The 19,660-nt window shown below is 68.7% G+C and carries 20 protein-coding genes; 11 read left to right on the forward strand and 9 right to left on the reverse strand.

Features of this window, described 5'->3' with window-relative positions:
* Nucleotides 1-130: 130 nt before the first annotated feature.
* Nucleotides 131-448, reverse strand: coding sequence for a cupin domain-containing protein (locus H0H10_RS31085; RefSeq protein WP_188184476.1), 318 nt, complete (start codon nucleotides 446-448; stop codon nucleotides 131-133).
* A gap of 59 nt (nucleotides 449-507) precedes the next feature.
* On the opposite strand from H0H10_RS31085, the gene H0H10_RS31090 reads away from it, so the two are divergent.
* The 7 genes from H0H10_RS31090 to H0H10_RS31120 all read left to right on the forward strand — a co-directional run bounded on the left by H0H10_RS31090 (nucleotide 508) and on the right by H0H10_RS31120 (nucleotide 5,840).
* Nucleotides 508-885 carry a phage holin family protein gene (locus tag H0H10_RS31090; RefSeq protein WP_188184477.1) on the forward strand — a complete coding sequence of 126 codons (378 nt, stop codon included), beginning with the start codon at nucleotides 508-510 and terminating at the stop codon, nucleotides 883-885.
* Between the two features lie 5 nt (nucleotides 886-890).
* On the forward strand, nucleotides 891-1,385 hold the full coding sequence (locus H0H10_RS31095) for a low molecular weight protein-tyrosine-phosphatase (protein WP_188184478.1): 495 nt from the start codon (nucleotides 891-893) through the stop codon (nucleotides 1,383-1,385).
* Entirely contained in the window at nucleotides 1,382-2,560 is a 1,179-nt protein-coding gene (locus H0H10_RS31100) for a cystathionine gamma-lyase (RefSeq protein WP_188184479.1), read from the forward strand. The genes H0H10_RS31095 and H0H10_RS31100 overlap by 4 nt, the downstream gene beginning before the upstream one ends.
* Nucleotides 2,561-2,792: 232 nt before the next feature.
* Entirely contained in the window at nucleotides 2,793-3,698 is a 906-nt protein-coding gene (locus H0H10_RS31105) for a LysR family transcriptional regulator (protein ID WP_188184480.1), read from the forward strand.
* Between the two features lie 112 nt (nucleotides 3,699-3,810).
* The gene (locus H0H10_RS31110) at nucleotides 3,811-4,293 is read left to right on the forward strand and encodes an NUDIX hydrolase (RefSeq protein WP_188184481.1); all 483 of its coding nucleotides are present in this window, start codon (nucleotides 3,811-3,813) and stop codon (nucleotides 4,291-4,293) included.
* A 144-nt stretch (nucleotides 4,294-4,437) separates the two neighbouring features.
* Nucleotides 4,438-5,304 (forward strand): GNAT family N-acetyltransferase, encoded by an 867-nt coding sequence (locus tag H0H10_RS31115; protein WP_188184482.1) that lies wholly within the window; start codon nucleotides 4,438-4,440, stop codon nucleotides 5,302-5,304.
* 83 nt (nucleotides 5,305-5,387) lie between these two features.
* Nucleotides 5,388-5,840 carry a GNAT family N-acetyltransferase gene (locus H0H10_RS31120; protein ID WP_188184483.1) on the forward strand — a complete coding sequence of 151 codons (453 nt, stop codon included), beginning with the start codon at nucleotides 5,388-5,390 and terminating at the stop codon, nucleotides 5,838-5,840.
* 60 nt (nucleotides 5,841-5,900) lie between these two features.
* Here the strand turns inward: H0H10_RS31120 and H0H10_RS31125 are convergent, their stop codons facing one another.
* Both H0H10_RS31125 and dnaB read right to left on the reverse strand, forming a co-directional pair.
* Nucleotides 5,901-7,286 (reverse strand): serine hydrolase domain-containing protein, encoded by a 1,386-nt coding sequence (locus H0H10_RS31125; protein WP_188184484.1) that lies wholly within the window; start codon nucleotides 7,284-7,286, stop codon nucleotides 5,901-5,903.
* Nucleotides 7,287-7,344: 58 nt separating this feature from the next.
* Entirely contained in the window at nucleotides 7,345-8,823 is a 1,479-nt protein-coding gene (gene dnaB / locus H0H10_RS31130; RefSeq protein WP_188184485.1) for a replicative DNA helicase, read from the reverse strand.
* 459 nt (nucleotides 8,824-9,282) lie between these two features.
* Here dnaB and H0H10_RS31135 point away from each other — a divergent pair, with 459 nt between their 5' ends.
* Nucleotides 9,283-10,620, forward strand: coding sequence for an MATE family efflux transporter (locus H0H10_RS31135; RefSeq protein WP_188184486.1), 1,338 nt, complete (start codon nucleotides 9,283-9,285; stop codon nucleotides 10,618-10,620).
* A 110-nt stretch (nucleotides 10,621-10,730) separates the two neighbouring features.
* On the opposite strand, the gene rplI is transcribed toward H0H10_RS31135, so the two are convergent.
* From rplI to rpsF, 4 genes are all read right to left on the reverse strand, one after another.
* Nucleotides 10,731-11,177 carry a 50S ribosomal protein L9 gene (rplI, locus tag H0H10_RS31140; RefSeq protein ID WP_043502361.1) on the reverse strand — a complete coding sequence of 149 codons (447 nt, stop codon included), beginning with the start codon at nucleotides 11,175-11,177 and terminating at the stop codon, nucleotides 10,731-10,733.
* 18 nt (nucleotides 11,178-11,195) lie between these two features.
* Entirely contained in the window at nucleotides 11,196-11,432 is a 237-nt protein-coding gene (gene rpsR, locus H0H10_RS31145; protein ID WP_003949403.1) for a 30S ribosomal protein S18, read from the reverse strand.
* Between the two features lie 81 nt (nucleotides 11,433-11,513).
* On the reverse strand, nucleotides 11,514-12,089 hold the full coding sequence (locus tag H0H10_RS31150) for a single-stranded DNA-binding protein (protein ID WP_188184487.1): 576 nt from the start codon (nucleotides 12,087-12,089) through the stop codon (nucleotides 11,514-11,516).
* A gap of 77 nt (nucleotides 12,090-12,166) precedes the next feature.
* The gene (gene rpsF / locus H0H10_RS31155) at nucleotides 12,167-12,457 is read right to left on the reverse strand and encodes a 30S ribosomal protein S6 (RefSeq protein ID WP_004985983.1); all 291 of its coding nucleotides are present in this window, start codon (nucleotides 12,455-12,457) and stop codon (nucleotides 12,167-12,169) included.
* A gap of 306 nt (nucleotides 12,458-12,763) precedes the next feature.
* On the opposite strand from rpsF, the gene H0H10_RS31160 reads away from it, so the two are divergent.
* From H0H10_RS31160 to H0H10_RS31170, 3 genes are all read left to right on the forward strand, one after another.
* A complete protein-coding gene (locus tag H0H10_RS31160; RefSeq protein WP_188184488.1) occupies nucleotides 12,764-13,078 on the forward strand; it encodes a hypothetical protein in 315 nt (104 codons plus the stop codon).
* A gap of 167 nt (nucleotides 13,079-13,245) precedes the next feature.
* Nucleotides 13,246-14,367 carry a peptidoglycan bridge formation glycyltransferase FemX gene (femX, locus tag H0H10_RS31165; RefSeq protein ID WP_188184489.1) on the forward strand — a complete coding sequence of 374 codons (1,122 nt, stop codon included), beginning with the start codon at nucleotides 13,246-13,248 and terminating at the stop codon, nucleotides 14,365-14,367.
* Between the two features lie 104 nt (nucleotides 14,368-14,471).
* Nucleotides 14,472-15,503 carry an alanine racemase gene (locus tag H0H10_RS31170; RefSeq protein WP_188184490.1) on the forward strand — a complete coding sequence of 344 codons (1,032 nt, stop codon included), beginning with the start codon at nucleotides 14,472-14,474 and terminating at the stop codon, nucleotides 15,501-15,503.
* Nucleotides 15,504-15,630: 127 nt separating this feature from the next.
* Here the strand turns inward: H0H10_RS31170 and H0H10_RS31175 are convergent, their stop codons facing one another.
* Both H0H10_RS31175 and H0H10_RS31180 read right to left on the reverse strand, forming a co-directional pair.
* Entirely contained in the window at nucleotides 15,631-17,130 is a 1,500-nt protein-coding gene (locus H0H10_RS31175) for a glycosyltransferase family 87 protein (protein WP_188184491.1), read from the reverse strand.
* Nucleotides 17,131-17,251: 121 nt separating this feature from the next.
* On the reverse strand, nucleotides 17,252-19,639 hold the full coding sequence (locus tag H0H10_RS31180) for a transglycosylase domain-containing protein (protein WP_223180678.1): 2,388 nt from the start codon (nucleotides 19,637-19,639) through the stop codon (nucleotides 17,252-17,254).
* Between the last annotated feature and the right edge of the window lie 21 nt (nucleotides 19,640-19,660).

Raw genomic sequence — 19,660 nt, forward strand, 5'->3', positions numbered from 1 at the left:
CCGGGTCCTTCGGTGTCCGGGCATCTCCTGATGTCCTGACTCGATGCTAGGGCCGCAGGGGGGCCGGACGGAGGCCTCGCATCCCTTGCCGTCCCCTGACCGAACCCCTAGGGAACCCCGAGGCCGCGGCTCAGCTCTCGGGCGGAGAGAAGACCACGAGAACCCGCAGGTCCTCGCTGATGTGGTGGAACTTGTGGGCGACGCCGGCCGGCACGTAGACCACGCTGCCCCGGGCCACCTGGGTCGTCTCCAGGCCGACGGTGATCGCAGCGCGGCCGCTGACCACGAAGTACACCTCGTCCTGCTCGTGCGGTTTCTGGGGGTCGGTCGCGCCCGCGTCGAGGGCGTACAGGCCGACGGACATGTTCCGCTCCCGCAGGAACTGCAGGTAGGCACCGTCGTTGGCGGCGCGCTCCGCCTCCAGTTCGTCCAGCCGGAATGCCTTCATCGCCTCGTCCGCCCCTGTCTCACCGTTCGATTCCGATCGCGTCTGCCACGATCAGACACATGATGAATTTCCTAGTCAAGACGATCGCCAACGCGGGGGCCCTCGCGGTCGCCGTGTGGCTGCTCGACAAGATCACGCTGACCGGAGGCAGCACGGGCGAGAAGGCCGTGACGCTGATCCTCGTCGCCCTGGTCTTCGGTCTGGTGAACCTCCTGGTCAAGCCGATCGTGACGGTGCTGACCTTCCCGCTGTTCATCCTGACCCTCGGCCTGTTCACGCTGGTGGTCAACGCGCTCATGCTGCTGCTCACCTCGTGGGTGGCCGACAAGCTCGACCTGAGCTTCCATGTGGAGGGATTCTGGACCGCGGTACTGGGCGGCCTGATCGTCTCGATCGTCTCCTGGGCCCTGAACGCGTTCCTGCCCGACAAGGACTGAACCCAATGACCTACCGCGTCTGTTTCGTGTGCACCGGCAACATCTGCCGCTCCCCGATGGCCGAGGCCGTCTTCCACGCGCGCGTGGCGGAGGCCGGGCTCGAGGACCTGGTGGAGGCCGACAGCGCCGGCACCGGTGGCTGGCACGAGGGCGAGGGCGCCGACCCGCGCACCGTGGCCGTCCTGGAGGAGAACGGCTACGTCATCGACCACACGGCCCGGCAGTTCCAGCCCTCCTGGTTCTCCCGCCTGGACCTGGTCGTCGCCCTCGACGCCGGCCACGCGAGGGCCCTGCGCCGCCTCGCGCCCACGGAGCAGGACGCGGCCAAGGTGCGCCTGCTGCGATCCTACGATCCCGCCGTCGACAGCGGCGACCTCGACGTGCCGGACCCCTACTACGGGGGAGTGGACGGTTTCGAGGAGTGCCTTGAGATGGTGGAGGCGGCGAGCACCGGACTGCTCGCCGCGGTACGCGAGCAAGTGGAAGGACGGGCGGCATGAACGGTTCCGCCACGAACGACGAGGGATCCGCGGGGGCGGCGGCGTCCGCCTCCGGCGCCGGTGACGGCACGCGCGCGGTGCGCGCCGGGCTGCCGGAACCGGTGAAGTACGAGCCGACCCTGCCCGGCCCGGTGTTCGCCGCCCACTTCCATCTCCCCGGCGACCCCACCGGTCCGTACACCTACGGCCGCGACGAGAATCCGACGTGGACCCGTCTCGAACAGGCCATCGGCGAACTGGAGGCCCCCGGGCGGGACGACGTCCAGACGCTCGTGTTCGCCTCGGGCATGGCCGCGATCTCGTCGGTGCTGTTCTCGCAGCTGCGCGCCGGTGACGCGGTCGTCCTGCCCGACGACGGCTACCAGGTGCTTCCGCTGGTCCGCGCCCAGCTGGAGGCGTTCGGCGTCGAGGTGCGCACCGCGCCCACCGGCGGCGACGCCCAGCTCGGCGTCCTGGACGGGGCGAAGCTGCTGTGGATCGAGACGCCGTCGAACCCCGGGCTCGACGTCTGCGACGTCCGGCGGCTCGTCGAGGCGGCACATGCGCGTGGTGCCCTGGTCGCCGTCGACAACACGCTCGCCACCCCGCTCGGCCAGCGCCCGCTGGAGCTCGGCGCCGACTTCGCCGTGGCCAGCGGCACCAAGCAGCTCACCGGCCACGGTGACATCCTCCTGGGATACGTCGCCGGACGCGACGCCGAGGCCATGGCCGCGGTACGACGCTGGCGCAAGATCGTCGGGGCGATCGCCGGTCCCATGGAGGCCTGGCTCGCGCACCGCTCCCTCGCCACGCTCCATCTGCGTGTCGACCGGCAGAACGCCACCGCGCTGAAGGTCGCCGAGGCCCTGCGGGAGCGGCCCGAGGTCACCGGGCTGCGGTACCCGGGGCTGCCCGACGACCCCTCGCACAAGATCGCCTCGCAGCAGATGCGGCGCTACGGGTGCGTGGTCTCCTTCACCCTGCCCACGCGCGCGCGTGCCGATCGTTTTCTCGACGCGCTGCGGCTCGTCGACGACGCGACGAGCTTCGGCGGCGTGCGGTCCACGGCCGAGCGGCGGGGACGCTGGGGCGGCGACGCGGTGCCGGAGGGCTTCATCCGCCTCTCGGTCGGGGCCGAGGATCCCGACGACCTGATCGCGGACCTGGTGCGCGCGCTGGAGGAATCGGCCGGCTGACCGCCGTTGCGCGGGCGGCCCGGCAGGCGCTCCGCCAGGCACGACGGACGGTCCGAGCCTCCCCCCTCATGGCTCGGACCGTCCTCGGTTCCGCGCGCGAAGAACCGCCCGACCAAGGCTAGTTGACTCAGTGTCAGTGTCCAATCACTGTAGCGACAGCGACCTATCGACATATTTATAGTTGGGCGCGGCCGGGGGGCCGGGAGAAGGGCAGAAGAGGGGAAGGCTTTCCGTGGATCTGGCCTTGCTGCGCACCTTCGTGACCGTGCACCGGGCCGGTTCCTTCACCCGCGCGGCCGCCCTGCTCGGTCTCTCCCAGCCGGCCGTCACCTCGCAGATCCGCACGCTGGAACGGCAGCTCGGACGCCCCCTCTTCCTCCGGCAGGCCCGCGGCGTGACACCGACGACCATCGGCGACGAGCTCGCCCACAAGGCCGCACCGCATCTCGACGCCCTGGTCGAGATCACCGAGACCGGGCTCGACGACGGCTCCTCCCTGCGGACACTGCATCTCGCCGGCCCACCCGAGTTCACCGCCGAGCGGGCGCTGCCCGCGCTCACCGGACTGATCGGCGAGGACGGTCAGGGCTTCGCCCTGCGCGCCTCCTTCGGAAACGCCGAGGAGACCCTGGAGGGGCTGGCCGCCGGACATCATGATCTGGCCATCGGCACGGCCCGCCCACGCGGCGCACTGCTCACGGCGACTGCGCTGTGTGACGAGGAGCATGTCCTGGTCACCTCGCCCCGCTGGGCCGAGCGCATAGACACCGGAAGGCTCCGGCGCGACGCGGCACCCGCCCTGGAACACGTCCCCGTGGTCGAGGTGCACGAGTCACTGCCCTTCGTCTCCCGCTACTGGGCGTCCGTCTTCGACTCCTGCCCCGCCGCTCCCGGCACGGTCGTCGTCCCCGATCTGCGCGCGGTGCTCGCCTGCGTGGTCATGGGCGCCGGGCTCGCGGTGCTGCCGCGTTATCTGTGCGCGCACGCCCTGCAGAGCGGCGACGTCGTCACGCTGCACGATCCGGCGGTGCCGCCGCTGCGGACATACTTCCTGGTGGTGCGCACCGGCACCCTGGCGATGCCGCACATCGCACGGGCCCATGAGTGGCTGCTGCGTGCGGCCGCCGACTGGAACTGAGCAGCCGCGGCCGCAGGGCAAACGACCAGGGAGGCAGAAGCGCCGCAGGACGTCGCACGCAAGGAGCCGTCCGCGATGTTTCACGTGGAACCAGCCGGGCCACATTTCTCCCATGACCGTCCGACCCGTGGTCAAGCGCACCGCCCGCGCCGTTCTCCTGGACGGTGACGACCTGATCCTGATCAAGCGCACCAAGCCCGGCGTCGATCCCTACTGGGTCACTCCCGGAGGCGGGGTCGAGCCGGGGGACACGACCGTCGTCGACGCCCTGCACCGCGAGGTGTACGAAGAACTCGGCGCCAAGATCACCGACGTGGTCCCGTGCTTCGTGGACACCGTGGAGCACATCGGTGAGGACGGCGGCGCGACGGGTGTGAAGGTGCAGCACTTCTTCGTCTGCCGTCTGGAATCCATGGACCCGTCCCTGCGGCACGGCCCCGAGATCGAGGAGCCGGCGGGCGAGTACGAGATCGTCCGGGTGCCGTTCACCCGCGTCGGTATCGCCTCCGTCCACCTCGTACCGCTGTCGCTGCGGCACTACCTGGACGGCAACATCGAAGGCGTCCGCGCCATGCACGCCCCCGATCTCGGCTGACGCCGAGGGCACCGGCCTGCCGGCCCGTGAAGCGTCCGGCAGGTGTCGTGGTGCTGTGCGCCCGGCCACGACATGGCCAAAACGTCGCGTGTTCCGGCGGAAAGAGGTGGACGCAGGCGGCCCCTGTCGGACAGCCTGACCTGCGTGCCGACTCCTTCGCTCGCCTCTCTGCCCGTCCGCCGTCTGACGCTCCGCGATCTCACCGCCTGCGCCGACTTGTCCGAGGACCGGGGGTGGCCACGCGAAGAGCACAAGTGGGGCCTCCTCCTCACCGCCGGGAAGGGCTACGGCATCGACGATCCCGACGGCGGGCTCGTCACCGCCTGCGCGGTCACCGAGTACGGGCCGCAGGAACGCCCCTCCCTCGCGGCCATCGGCATGGTGCTCGTCGCCGAGCGGCATGCCCGCCAGGGGGTCGGACGCCGGCTGATGCGCCACATCGTCTCGGCGATGGGCACCACCCCCCTGACCCTGCACGCGACCCCGTACGGCCGACCGCTCTACGAAGAGCTGGGCTTCAAGGTCACCGGCCGGGCGGAGATGGTGCGCGGGCACTTCACGCCCGGCGGACCCGGGCCCCGGATCGCCACACGTGCGGCCACCGCCGAGGACCTCACCGCCATTCTGCGGCTCGACGAGGAGGTGTTCGGCGCCGATCGCACGCACGTCATCACGCGGCTGCCCGCGTTCGCCGACCAGCTGCGCGTCGCCGAGGAGGACGGCCGCCTCATCGGGTACGCCGCCGCCTGGCCCAACATGGACACGCACGTCGTGGGCCCCCTGATCGCCCGCGACACCGAGACGGCCAAGGCCCTGGTGGCGTCCCTGGCCGCCCACACCGACCGCCCGCTGCGCACCGACATCGACGTACGCCACGAAGAGCTGCTGACCTGGGTGAAGGAACGGGGTCTCGGCTCGGTGGCGTTCAACGCGGTCATGACGTACGGGGTGACCGAGCTGCCGGGTGACTGGAGCCGGCGGTTCGCTCCGCTGACCGTGGCTGCGGGCTGACCTGCTGCCGGTGACGGCGAGGCCGGTGCCCGACCATCACACCCCCGTGCCCTCCCCGGCCGTCCCTGCGTAGGGTGCGGCCCATGGGAGATCTTGAAGTACGGCCCGCCGAAAAGAGCGACATCCCCGCGATCGTCGCCATGCTCGCCGACGACCCCCTGGGCGCCCAACGCGAGTCCCTGGACGACATGAGCCCCTACCTGGCCGCGTTCGAACAGATCAACGCCGATCCGAACCAGCACCTGATCACCGCCGTCCGCCAGGGCCGTGTCGTCGGCACGCTCCAGCTCACGGTCATCCCCGGGCTGTCCCGGCGCGGTGCGACGCGGTCGATCATCGAGGGGGTGCGCATTCACGCCGACGAGCGCGGCAGCGGCCTGGGCACACAACTGATCGAGTGGGCGATCGACGAATCCCGTCGGCAGGGTTGCCAGTTGGTCCAGCTGACCTCGGACAACACCCGCACCGACGCCCACCGCTTCTACGAACGGCTCGGCTTCTCGGCCTCGCACACGGGCTTCAAACTCCAGCTCTGACAGGCGGTGGGCTCTGTTTCACGTGAAACGGAAAACAGAGCCCACCACCGCGAGCCCTGCCTAGCCGATCGTCCGCCACCCCTCCGGGTCCACGCCACCCGGTACCGCAGCACCCTCGCCGTACGGCTGACGCGTGAACACGAACGACCCGAGATCCAGATGGCTCACGCTCCCGTCAGGACGACGCACCGCCCGGAGCAGCTCGCCTGCGTAGTAGCCCTCCAGCCCCGTCCAGGTGCCGTCGGCGTTCGCCCGGAAGCGCGACCGACGACCGTTGCCCGACAGCGGCTCCAGCGAGACTCCCCCGTCGATCGTCAGCCGCAGGGCGAACCCGTGTGTCCCCCAGTACCACTGACCGGCCAGCTCCAGAACGGACGGATCGACTTCCGACAGCGGACGCCACGGCTCCGGCATCCGAGGCTCGGCCTCGGCGACGATACGGACCAGATCGGCACCCACCACGGACAGCAGCGGACCCGAGGTGCAGTTGGCCAGCACCACCGCCGCCACATCGTCCTCGACACCGATGGTGAGGTTCGCCAAGAAGCCCGGCAGGGAGCCGGAGTGTCCGACGAGCAACCGCCCGTCCCGGTGCTGGATCTGCAGTCCGAGGCCGTAGGTCATACCGTCCGCGAAGTCGGTGGCCTCGGCCGGCGCCGCGGGGGTCCGCATCTCCCGCACGCTCGACGCGCTCAGCACCTTGTCGTTCCCGTTCGCCAGGAAGGCTGCGAACCGCGCCAGGTCACCGGTGGTGGACCAGAGCTGACCGGCCGGAGCCATCCGTCCGAGGTCCTCGGTGGGCTCCGCCAGCATCACATCGGCCCACGGATGCACCGCCCAGCCACCCGCGTGGGGCGCCTGCGGTCGGCCGGTCGTACGGTTCAGGCCCAGTGGTTCGAGCACCTCTCGCCGCAGCACGTCCTCCCAGGGGGCGCCCCGGAGCTTTTCGACCAGCGCGCCGAGCAGGGTGTAGCCGGGATTGGAGTAGTGGAACCGGCGGCCTGCCGGATGCAGCAGCGGCTGCTCGCCCAGCACGTCGGCGAGTTCGGGGCGGAGGGAGCCGGGAGTCCGTTCCCACCACGGCGCCGGCGACTCGGCGGCCAGGCCGCTGGTGTGCGAGAGCAGCTCGACGATCGTCACCTCACCCACGCCGGTGCCCGGGAGGTGCTTCTCCAGCGGATCCCCGAGGTCCAGCACGCCCTCGTCGCGCAGTCGCAGGACGAGGACGGCGGTGAAGGTCTTGGTGATGGAGCCGATCCGGTACTGCACGTTCTCGTCCGGACCATGCCCGTCCACCGAGGTCCGCGCACCGTGCCACACGGTCCGCCCGCCCCGCACGACCGCCGCGACGAGAGAGGGCGCCCGCCCTTCGGCCTGGGCCACGGCGATCCGGTGCAGCAGGGCCCGACGGGTGGCGGGCAGCAGGTCATCCTGAGGTGTCGTCATGGCCCCAGTCCACCCGGCCCGGGCCCCGGCGTCGAGCCGATTTCCCCGTGGCGGCGGATCAGGTCTGCGCCATGTCCACGAACCGCGAGTAGTGGCCCTGGAAGGCGACCGTGATCGTCGCCGTCGGACCGTTACGGTGCTTGGCCACGATCAGGTCCGCCTCGCCCGCGCGCGGCGACTCCTTCTCGTAGGCGTCCTCACGGTGCAACAGGATGACCATGTCTGCGTCCTGCTCGATGGAGCCGGACTCGCGCAGGTCGGAGACCATCGGCTTCTTGTCCGTACGCTGCTCGGGACCACGGTTCAGCTGGGAGAGGGCGATGACCGGGATCTCCAGCTCCTTGGCCAGGAGCTTGAGGTTACGGGACATGTCCGAGACCTCCTGCTGACGGCTCTCGGCCCGCTTGGAGCCGCCCGACTGCATCAGCTGGAGGTAGTCGATGACGACCAGCTTGAGGTCGTTGCGCTGCTTCAGACGGCGGCACTTGGCGCGGATCTCCATCATCGACAGGTTCGGGGAGTCGTCGATGTAGAGCGGGGCGGCCGAGACGTCGGGCATCCGGCGGGCCAGACGGGTCCAGTCGTCGTCCGTCATCGTGCCGGAGCGCATGTGGTGCAGTGCCACACGGGCCTCGGCGGACAGCAGACGCATCGCGATCTCGTTGCGCCCCATTTCGAGCGAGAAGATGACACTCGGCAGGTTGTTCTTGATCGAGGCGGCTCGCGCGAAGTCCAGTGCGAGCGTCGACTTACCCATCGCGGGACGCGCGGCAATGACGATCATCTGCCCCGGGTGCAGGCCGTTGGTGAGCGAGTCGAAGTCCGTGAAGCCCGTGGGCACACCGGTCATCTCACCGCTGCGCGAGCCGATCGCCTCGATCTCGTCGAGAGCGCCCTCCATGATGTCGCCGAGCGGCAGGTAGTCCTCGCTGGTGCGCTGCTCGGTGACGGCGTAGATCTCGGCCTGGGCGCGGTTGACGATCTCGTCGACGTCGTCGTCGGCCGCGTATCCCATCTGTGTGATCCGCGTACCGGCCTCGACCAGACGGCGCAGCACGGCTCGCTCGTGCACGATCTCCGCGTAGTACGCGGCGTTCGCAGCCGTCGGCACGGTCTGGACGAGGGTGTGCAGATACGAGGCCCCGCCGACCTTGTTGATCTCGCCGCGCTTGGTGAGCTCCGCGGCGATGGTGATCGGGTCGGCCGGCTCGCCCTTGGCGTAGACGTCCAGGATCGCCTGGTAGATCGTCTCGTGGGCGGGCTTGTAGAAGTCGTGGCCCTTGAGGATCTCGACGACATCCGCGATGGCGTCCTTCGACAGGAGCATGCCGCCGAGGACGGACTGCTCGGCGTCGAGGTCCTGCGGCGGCACCCTCTCGAACGACGGTGCTGCCCCGTCCCACGCTCCGCTGTCCCGGCCGCGGTCGTGCTGCTCCTCACGGCTTCGGACACTGTCTTCGCGGCGGCGGGAAGCGGGCAGACGATCACTGGGTCCGCTGTCGGCCCACGGGTCGTCCAAGGGCTCGGAAATGCTCACCGAGCCACCTCCTCCCGTCCGCCGAGCGGACCTCGCCATGCCCCTCATTTCTACGGCACGGCACTGACAAGTAAGACGCCCAACTCCGGTTCTGACGCGTCGGTTTTGTGATGGTTCACAAGCCCGCGGAGGGAGGAGGCGCCGGACCACGGTAGGCCCCCCGGCACCGTCAGCCAATCTGGTTATCCACAGGCCCTGTGGAAGACGACCCAGATGCTGTGGAGAACTTCGGGAAACCTGTGCACGACCCGGTGGACAGCCCTGTGAACAAGCCCTCGAAGCGTTCGCAGAGACCGCTCTGACCTGCACATATGCCGTCCACGGGCTGTGCAGAAGAAAAACTTTCCCGACCGAGTCAAGATCACTTCGAACCGTGCACAAGAGCGCACACGACGACACCAGAAGTAAGGGGCACAAAAGCTTTGCATCTCTTACCTGTGGACGATTAGATTGGTGCTCATGACACAGGCCCCCGCGCGCTCCCGGACGGTCCGGCGCCAGCACGACCGAGAGATCATCGCGCTGGCCGTCCCGGCCTTCGGCGCACTCGTCGCCGAGCCTCTCTTCGTCATGGCCGACAGCGCGATCGTCGGCCATCTCGGCACGGCACAACTCGCCGGACTCGGCGTCGCCTCGGCCCTCCTGACAACCGCCGTCAGCGTCTTCGTCTTCCTCGCCTACGCCACGACGGCAGCCGTTGCCCGGCGCGTCGGTGCGGGCGACCTGCAAGCCGCGATCCGGCAGGGCATGGACGGCATCTGGCTGGCTCTGCTGCTCGGTGCCGCCGTGATAGCCGTCGTCCTGCCCACCGCCCCGTCCCTGGTGGAACTCTTCGGCGCCTCCGACACCGCGGCCCCCTACGCCACCACCTATCTGCGCATATCCGCCCTCGGCATCCCCGCGATGCTCGTCGTCCTCGCATCGACCGGTGTCCTGCGGGGGCTGCAGGACACCAGGACCCCGCTCTACGTCGCCATCGCCGGCTTCATCGCCAACGGCGTCCTCAACGTCGGGCTCGTCTATGGCGCCGGCCTCGGCATCGCGGGCTCCGCCTGGGGAACGGTCATCGCTCAGTGCGGTATGGCCGCGGTGTATCTCCTGGTCGTGGTCCGTGGGGCTCGCAGGCACGGCGCCTCATTGCGCCCTGACGCCGCCGGTATCAGGGCCTCCGCGCAGGCCGGCGTGCCACTGCTGGTGCGCACGCTCTCCCTGCGGGCGATCCTGATGATCGCCACGGCTGTCGCGGCCCGCCTCGGCGACGCCGACGTCGCGGCCCACCAGATCATCCTGTCCCTGTGGAGCCTGCTCGCCTTCGCCCTCGATGCCATCGCCATCGCCGGCCAGGCCATCATCGGCCGCTATCTGGGAGCCGGTGACGCCCAGGGTGCCCGCAACGCATGTCGCCGGATGGTGGAGTGGGGCGTGGCCGTCGGGGTCCTGCTCGGCCTGCTGGTGGTACTGACGCGCCCCGCGTTCCTCGCGCTGTTCACGGGGGACTCCGCGGTCAAGGACGCAGCCTTGCCCGCTTTGATGATCGTCGCCGCTTCACAGCCGATCTGCGGTGTGGTCTTCGTCCTGGACGGTGTCCTGATGGGCGCTGGTGACGGCCCCTACCTCGCCTGGGCGATGCTGCTCACGCTCGCGGTCTTCACCCCTGCTGCGCTGCTCGTCCCGACGTTCGGCGGCGGACTGACCGCCGTATGGGCGGCCATGACGCTGATGATGGCCGTACGCATGCTGACCCTGTGGCTGCGCACGCGGTCCGGCCGCTGGATTGTCACGGGTGCCACACGCTGACCGTTTCACATGAAACACGCCGTTTCACGTGAAACATGGCGTCATGAAGACGGGGCCGCACCCCCAGCCAGGGGTGCGGCCCCATCTCATCGCTTCAGCGAGAGCCAGGCTCAGGCAGCAACGACCTCGATGTTGACCTTCGCGGCAACCTCGGGGTGCAGACGCACGGACGTCTCGTGGGCGCCCAGGGTCTTGATCGGCGCGCCCAGCTCGATGCGGCGCTTGTCGACCTCGGGACCACCGGCAGCCTTGATCGCCGAGGCGACGTCGGCCGGGGTGACGGAACCGAAGAGACGACCGGCGTCGCCCGAGCGGACGGCCAGGCGGACCTTCACACCCTCGAGCTGGGCCTTCACCTGGTTGGCCTGCTCGATGGTCTGGATCTCGTGGATCTTGCGAGCACGACGGATCTGCTCGACGTCCTTCTCGCCGCCCTTGGTCCAGCGGATCGCGAACTTCCGCGGGATCAGGTAGTTGCGAGCGTAGCCGTCCTTGACGTCGACGACGTCGCCCGCGGCGCCGAGGCCGGAGACCTCGTGGGTGAGGATGATCTTCATGAGTCGGTCACCCTTCCCTTATCGCGCGGTGGAGGTGTAGGGCAGCAGCGCCATCTCACGGCTGTTCTTGACGGCCGTGGCGACGTCACGCTGGTGCTGCGTGCAGTTGCCGGTCACGCGGCGGGCACGGATCTTGCCGCGGTCGGAAATGAACTTCCGCAGCATGTTCGTGTCCTTGTAGTCCACGTACGTGACCTTGTCCTTGCAGAACGCGCAGACCTTCTTCTTAGGCTTGCGCACAGGCGGCTTCGCCATGGTGTTTCTCCTGTGTGATCAAGAAGTTTGGTTACGGCCCGTCCTCCGGCCCGGCCAGACCTCACGGTCCGGCCCATGGCACTAGAAGGGGGGCTCGTCCGAGTAGCCGCCACCGCCGCCGGAGCCACCGCCCCAGCCGCCGCCCTGCTGGCCGCCACCGGCGGGAGCGCCGGTCGCCCACGGGTCGTCGGCCGGAGCACCGCCGCCCTGCTGACCGCCGCCGGGGCCGCCGCCCCAGCCGCCGCCCTGCTGGCCGCCACCGCCGCCGCCGTAACCGCCCTGGCCACCGCGGCCCGAGGTCTTGGTGACCTTGGCCGTGGCGTTGCGCAGGCTGGCGCCGACCTCGTCGACGTCCAGCTCGTAGACCGTACGCTTGACGCCCTCACGGTCGTCGTAGGACCGCTGCTTCAGCCGGCCCTGCACGATGACGCGCATGCCTCGCTGGAGCGACTCGGCGACGTTCTCCGCCGCCTGGCGCCAGACCGAGCAGGTCAGGAACAGGCTCTCGCCGTCCTTCCACTCGTTCGTCTGGCGGTCGAAGGTGCGGGGAGTCGACGCGACACGGAACCTCGCGACGGCCGCACCGGACGGGGTGAAGCGCAGCTCGGGGTCGTCGACAAGATTGCCGATGACCGTGATGACGGTCTCGCCTGCCATGGGGGAACCTCTCGGCGGGTTTGCTGCTGGCTGCTTGTGCTGCTACTCGAATACCGAGATCGGCTGAGCGGAAGGGCTCAGTGGGTCTCGGGACGGAGGACCTTGGTCCGGAGGACCGACTCGTTCAGGTTCATCTGGCGGTCGAGCTCCTTGACGACCGCAGGCTCGGCCTGCAGGTCGATGACCGAGTAGATGCCCTCGGGCTTCTTCTTGATCTCGTACGAGAGACGACGACGGCCCCAGGTGTCGACCTTCTCGACCTTTCCGCCGCCGTCACGGACGACAGAAAGGAAGTTCTCGATCAGCGGGGAGACAGCACGCTCCTCGAGATCGGGGTCGAGGATGACCATCACCTCGTAGTGACGCATGTGGAACCCACCTCCTTTGGACTCAGCGGCCACGGTCGTTCCGTGGCAGGAGGGTCGTGATGCGTGAGCAACAGTGCCTGTCAGTAAAACAGCCGCCACTGACAATCAGGGGACGGCCGATGGTCCTGCCAGGTCGGCCCAGGTGATCCGGGCCCTTCCTGGTTCTGTCCGGACAGACACCGGTGCAGAGGGTACAGACTACCCGCACACCCGCTTCCGGTTGAAATCCGGCCGCGAGGGCAGTCAGTCTGTACACATCGGGTGTGTACCGCGCTACGATGCGCCGCCTTTCGCAGGAGGTGCCTTATGGCACAGGCAATGCGACCCAACACCGCCGGAGGCCTCTTCGCCACGGACGGGAAGTCCCACCCGCTTCAGGACACCCTGCTCGCGGTGACCCTGGTGCTGGGCATCACGTCCTTCATCACGGCGATGTTCCACCATCTGCACCTGCTCAGCTCCTGGACCGGCCTGGTGGGGATCATCACCGGCGCATACGGCCAGTGGATCTCTGTGACGACCCGTGAACGCTTCGGACTGATCGTCGGTCTCGGCGCCGCGGGGGTCGGATTCCTGCTGGGCATGGCGCACGGCGGCCTCTTCGGCGGGGTCATCGACTGACGCCACGGACACCACCTCTCGAACGCCACGGAACGCTCCGGCCGGCCTACCGGCCGGAGCGAAGGTGTCCGGCGCCCGATCGGGGCTCTGCGGGGCGCAGTAGGCTTCGGCGCGAGAGCCGGAGCCCCTGTACCCATGGGGACACACCAGCCCGAGGAGCGCCCCGAATGAGCCTGACCCTGAGGACCATCAGTCGCGAGCAGCATCTGGCCTACATCCAGAGCCTGCCGGCGGCGAGTCACATGCAGGTCCCGGCATGGGCAGACGTAAAGGCGGAGTGGCGCTCGGAGAACCTCGGCTGGTTCGACGACCGGACCGGTGAGCTGGTCGGCGTGGGTCTCGTCCTCTACCGCCAGCTGCCCAAGATCAAGCGCTACCTCGCCTACCTTCCCGAGGGCCCGGTCATCAACTGGTTCGCGCCGAACCTCCAGGACTGGATCCAGCCGATGCTGGCGCACCTCAAGCAGCAGGGCGCCTTCTCGGTGAAGATGGGCCCGCCGGTGATCATCCGGCGCTGGGACGCCCCGTCGATCAAGAAGGGCATCCAGGACCCCGACGTCAAGCGCCTGCGGGACATCGAGGCCGACCACATCGAGCCGCGCGCCTTCGAGGTGGCGGACAAGCTGCGCCGCATGGGCTGGCAGCAGGGTGAGGACGGCGGCGCCGGCTTCGGCGACGTCCAGCCCCGCTATGTCTTCCAGGTGCCGCTGGCCAACCGCTCCCTGGAAGAGGTCCACAAGAACTTCAACCAGCTGTGGCGCCGCAACATCAAGAAGGCCGAGAAGGCCGGTGTCGAGGTCGTCCAGGGTGGCTACCACGACCTCGAGGAATGGCAGCGCCTGTACGAGATCACGGCCGTGCGCGACCAGTTCCGGCCCCGCCCCCTCTCGTACTTCCAGCGCATGTGGGCGGCCCTCAACAGCGAGGACCCCAACCGCATGCGCCTGTACTTCGCCCGCCACAACGGCGTGAACCTGTCGGCGGCGACCATGCTGGTCGTCGGCGGCCACGTCTGGTACTCCTACGGCGCCTCCGACAACATCGGCCGCGAGGTCCGGCCCTCGAACGCGATGCAGTGGGCGATGCTGCGCGACGCCTACGCCCTCGGCGCCACCGTCTACGACCTGCGCGGCATCTCCGACTCCCTGGACGAGAGCGACCACCTCTTCGGTCTGATCCAGTTCAAGGTCGGCACGGGCGGGCAGGCGGCCGAGTACCTCGGCGAGTGGGACTTCCCGCTGAACAAGCTGCTCCACAAGGCGCTCGACATCTACATGTCGCGCCGCTGACCCCGCGTTCTGCGCGCCGGCGGCCCCGGCGACGGCTTCAATAGCTCCAACAGCTCCCATATCTCTGATACACCGCAGCCACGAGAAAGGTTCCAGGTCCGGCCATGGCGCTCACGCTCTACGTCGACACCGCGCGCTGGCGGGCGCATCACAAGCACGTCCAGGAGCAGTTCCCCGGGCTCGTCCCGGTCTGCAAGGGCAACGGCTACGGCTTCGGGCACGAGCGGCTGGCGGAGGAGGCCACGCGGCTGGGCTCGGACATCCTCGCCGTGGGCACGACGTACGAGGCCGCCCGGATCAAGGACTTCTTCAGCGGTGACCTGCTGGTGCTGACGCCCTACCGGCGCGGTGAGGAGCCCGTGCCGCTGCCCGACCGGGTCGTGCGCTCGGTGTCGTCCGTCGACGGCGTGTACGGGCTCGTGGGCGCCCGCGTGGTCATCGAGGTGATGTCCTCGATGAAACGGCACGGCATCAGTGAACACGACCTCCCGCAGCTTCACGCAGCCATAGAGAACGTCCGGCTGGAGGGCTTCGCCATCCACCTGCCGCTGGACCGGACCGACGGCTCGGACGCCGTCGAGGAGGTCATCGGCTGGATGGACCGGCTGCGCGCGGCCCGCCTGCCGCTGCACACCATGTTCGTCAGCCACCTCAAGGCCGAGGAACTCGCCCGCCTCCAGCAGCAGTTCCCGCAGACCCGCTTCCGCGCCCGCATCGGCACGCGGCTGTGGCTCGGGGACCACGAGGCCACCGAGTACCGCGGTGCCGTCCTGGACGTCACGCGCGTGGCCAAGGGCGAGCGCTTCGGCTACCGGCAGCAGAAGGCCGCTTCGGACGGCTTCCTCGTGGTCGTGGCGGGCGGCACCTCCCACGGGGTGGGCCTGGAGGCCCCGAAGGCGCTGCACGGCGTCATGCCGCGCGCCAAGGGGGTCGCCCGGGCCGGCCTCGCCACGGTCAACCGGAACCTCTCACCCTTCGTCTGGGGCGGCAAGCAGCGCTGGTTCGCCGAGCCGCCGCACATGCAGGTGTCGATCCTGTTCGTGCCCTCGGACGCGCCGGAGCCGACGGTCGGCGACGAGCTCGTCGCCCATCTGCGGCACACCACCACGCAGTTCGACCGGATCGTCGACCGCTGACGACCGCGGGGCCGGCCGCGGTTCGGCAGGACGGCGAAAGGGCCGTACACGGTTTCCCGTGTACGGCCCTTTCGGATGTGCACGTGGGTACGGCGCCTGCTCCGACGGACCACCAACGTCCGTTCGCTCAGAGCGAACTGCCGGGCTCCCGCCCCGTGCCCCACTCCACTTGAGGCCCGGCAAGGTGGTCCTTGCGCCCGCCCGCGGTGCTGAGGACGAAGACGTCTTCGGCACCGTCGAGCACGCCACCTGAGGGGTCGTCGCCGCCGTCGCGGCGGACCGGGTCCCGGTCGGGCAGGAGGATGTCGCGCACGACCATGACGCACAGGTACAGCGTTCCCAGCAGGTGCACGCCGATGACCCAGTGGTAGCCGTCCGTCGGCAGGCCCTTGTGCGCGTCTCCGCTGGTCGTGTACGCGAGGTACATCCAGATGCCCAGGAAGTACGCCACCTCGCACGCCTGCCAGATCAGGAAGTCCCGCCACTTCGGCCGGGCCAGCACGGCCAGCGGCACCAGCCACAGGACGTACTGGGGCGAATAGACCTTGTTGGTGAGGATGAACGCGGCGACGATCAGAAAGGCGAGCTGGGCGAACCGCGGACGCCGTGGGGCGGCCAGTGCGAGCGCCGCGATGACGCCGCTGCTGAGCAGCATCAGGAGCATGGCGACCGTGTTGACGGTCTCCGTGCTGAGCGGGTCGTCCGAGTTCTGGGCCAGGATCAGCCAGAAGGAGCCGAAGTCGACGCCGCGTTCCTGGCTGAACGTGTAGAACTTCGACCAGCCGTCGAAGGCGAAGAGCATCACGGGCACGTTCACCACGAGCCAGGCGACCGCGGCGCCCGCGAGTGCCGTTCCGTACTCACGCCACTTGCCCGCGCGCCAGCACAGGACGAGCAACGGGCCGAGCAGCAGGAAGGGATAGAGCTTGGCGGCCGTGGCCAGCCCGAGAAGCACGCCGAAGGCGAGGGACCGGCCCCTTGACCACATCAGCATCGCGGCGGCCGTCAGAGCGACCGCCAGCAGGTCCCAGTTGATGGTCGCGGTCAGGGCGAAGGCAGGCGCCAGGGCGATCAGCAGCCCGTCCCAGGGCCGCCGGGCGTGTGTGCGGGTCACGCAGACGGCGATGACGGCCGCGCACACCATGAGCATCCCGGCATTGACCATCCAGTACCACTGCTCCTGGTACTGGATGCTGCCGCTGCCCGGAGTGAGCCAGGACGCCACCTCCATGAACACGCCGGTCAGCACCGGGTACTCGAGGTACTCCATGTCGCCGGGGAGCTTGTCGAAGTACGGCACGAGCCCGTCGACGAACCCACGCCCCTGGTAGAGGTGCGGGATGTCCGAGTAGCAGGCGTGCGTGTACTGGGAACTGGCGCCGAAGAACCAGGCGCCGTTGTAACAGGGCGCCTTCTGTACCAGGCCGAGGGCGAACATACCGATCGCCACGAGCGCGATCACCCGGACAGGGGTCCACCAGGACGTCCCGAGCAGGGCATGTCGGCCGGCGGGGCCGCCGATCAGCTCGCTGCCGGCCGCGGCGACCTCGTCCTCGCTGGTCGGCCGCACCGGGTCCGGCTTGCGCACGCTCGCTTGCATCGATTCTGCACTGGGCATGGGGCACATCCTGCCGTACGAGCCTGGGAAAACGCGGGGGCCGCCGCACCCTCGTGGATGCGACGGCCCCTGTTTCACGTGAAACATGCGGGTGTTTCACGTGAAACACCCATGCCGGGCGATCTGACGGCTAACCGCTCGACCCCCAGATGGTTCCTCCTGGCCCGTTCCCGTTGTCGTTGCCGTTGCCGTTGCCGTCGTCGCCCCCGGACTCACTGGCGGAAGGAGACGGAGACTGGCTTGTGCCCGGCCCGCCGCTGTCGTTGCCGGACGTGTCGTTGCCGCCGTTCTTGCCGTCATCGCAGTTCCAGTCGAAGACGCCACACGTGGCGCTCGGCGAGGGCGAAGGACTGGTCTCGGTCTTACTGGGCGACGGAGATGGCGACGGGCTCGTCTCCTGCGTCTTGGAGGGCGAGGGAGACGGGCTCGGGGGCGGGGTGTCGTTGATGACCTCGCCGATGGGCTCCGGCGTGGGGAACTTCTTCGCCGGCTCGCCCTTCAGCGCCTTCTCCATGTAGTCGTGCCAGATCACGGCCGGGAACGAGGCACCGTGGATCGACGTCTGGTTACCCGTCCCGTACATCTCCAGGAACGTGCGGTTCTTGATGGTCTCGTCGTCCGGGTACCGGAACATGCTGATCGCGGTCGACAACTGCGGGGTGTAGCCGACGAACCAGGCGGACTTGTTGCCGTCCGTCGTACCGGTCTTGCCCGCCACATCACGCCCCTCCAGCTGGGCGTTGCTACCGGTTCCCTTGTCGACGACGGTCTTCAGGACGTCGGTGACGTTGTCCGCGACCTTGGCGGTGAATGCCTGTTTGGTCCGGGTCTTGTGCGTGTAGATGGTGCCGTCCTTGCTCGTCACCTTCGTGACGGAGTACGGCTCACGCTGCTTGCCGCTGGCCGCGAAGGTGGCGTACGAGCCCGCCATGCGGATCGCGCTGGGGTCGGAGATGCCGATGGAGAAGGACGGGTAGGTGGTGCCCGTCAGGCTGCTCTCCAGCAGACCGGCGTCGACGGCGGCCTCCTTCACCTTGTCCAGCCCGACGTCCATGCCGAGCTGCACGAAGGAGGAGTTGACCGACTCCCGCATGGCCTCGCGGAGGTCGATCTGGTAGTTCGGCGGCTCGCCGAGCGAGGCGTCGCCGTCATTGGTCTGCAGCCACTCCTCGCCCTTCTCGTTCTTCCAGATCGTCCCGTCGTAGTTCTTGATCTTGAGCCTGTTCTTGCCGCTGTAGAGGCTCTTGGGGGAGACGACGGTGCGCTCGTCCTGGGCCTGGACCTCACCGAGGTCCGGGTCCCGGACGCCCCACTTCATCGCCGCCGCGAGCACGAACGGCTTGAACGTCGAACCCACCTGGGCACCGGTGACGTCGGCGTTGTTCGTGAAGTGCTTGGTCGCGTCCGCACCGCCGTAGATGGCCTTGATGGCACCCGTCTCGGGGTCCACGGACGCCCCGCCGAACTGGACGTGCGTGTCCGTCTTCGGACGTTCCTCGGGCTTGATGTTGGCCTTGTAGACCTTGGTGACCGCGGTCTCGAGCTCCTCGACCTTCTTCTTGTCGAAGGTCGTGTAGATCGAGTAGCCGCCCTGCTCCAGCTGGTCCTGCGTGACGACGTCGTTCTTGATCAGAGAGGACTTGGCAAGGTCGACCAGGTAGCCGATCTGGCCGCCCAGCTGGGTGTTCGACCGGGGGTTCTCGACCTTGGGAAGGTCCGTGTACTTGTCCCGCTCGGCCTGGTTCAGATGGCCGTACTCGACCATCTTGTCCAGCGTGTCCTGCATCTGGGTCCGGGCACGCTTCTTGTTGGCCTCGGGGGTGGCGGCCGGATCGATGGAGGTCGCACCGGCCGGGTCGTAGTACGTGGCGCCCTTGAGCACGGCCGCCAGGAAGGCGCACTGGCCCGGGTTCAGGTCGACGGCGTCCGTGTTGAAGTACGCCCGTGCCGCCGCCTGGATGCCGTAGGCACCGCGCCCGTAGTAGGCGGAGTTCAGATAGCCCTCGAGGATCTTGTCCTTGGGTTCCTCGGCTCCGACCTTGATCGAGACGAGGATCTCCTTGAACTTGCGGGAGAGCGTCTGGGACTGGTCCTCCAGCATCGCGTTCTTGACGTACTGCTGGGTGATGGTGGAGCCACCCTGCGTGTCACCACCCCGGGCCATGTTGAACATGGCGCGGGCGATGCCCTTGGGGTCGATGCCGCTGTCCTCGTAGAAGGTCTTGTTCTCCTGCGAGATGACGGCGTTCTGCATCGCCTTGGGGATCTGCGAGAGATTGATGATCTGGCGGTTGCGCTCACCGCCCGTGGCGACCATCTGACTGCCGTCGGACCAGTAGTACACGTTGTTCTGCGCCGTCGCGGTCTCCGCGACGACGGGGACGCCCACCATGGCGTAGGCGATGCCGGCGGCGGCCACCAGACTGCCGAAGAACCCGATGCACAGGCCGGAAGCGAGCTTCCAGGACGGCACCCAGCGGCCCCATCCGTCCCGGTCCCGGCGCGGGTAGTCGATCATCCGCTTCTTGCCGGGCGCGGC

The sequence above is a fragment of the Streptomyces griseicoloratus genome (assembly GCF_014534645.1).
Classification (GTDB): Bacteria; Actinomycetota; Actinomycetes; order Streptomycetales; family Streptomycetaceae; genus Streptomyces; species Streptomyces griseicoloratus.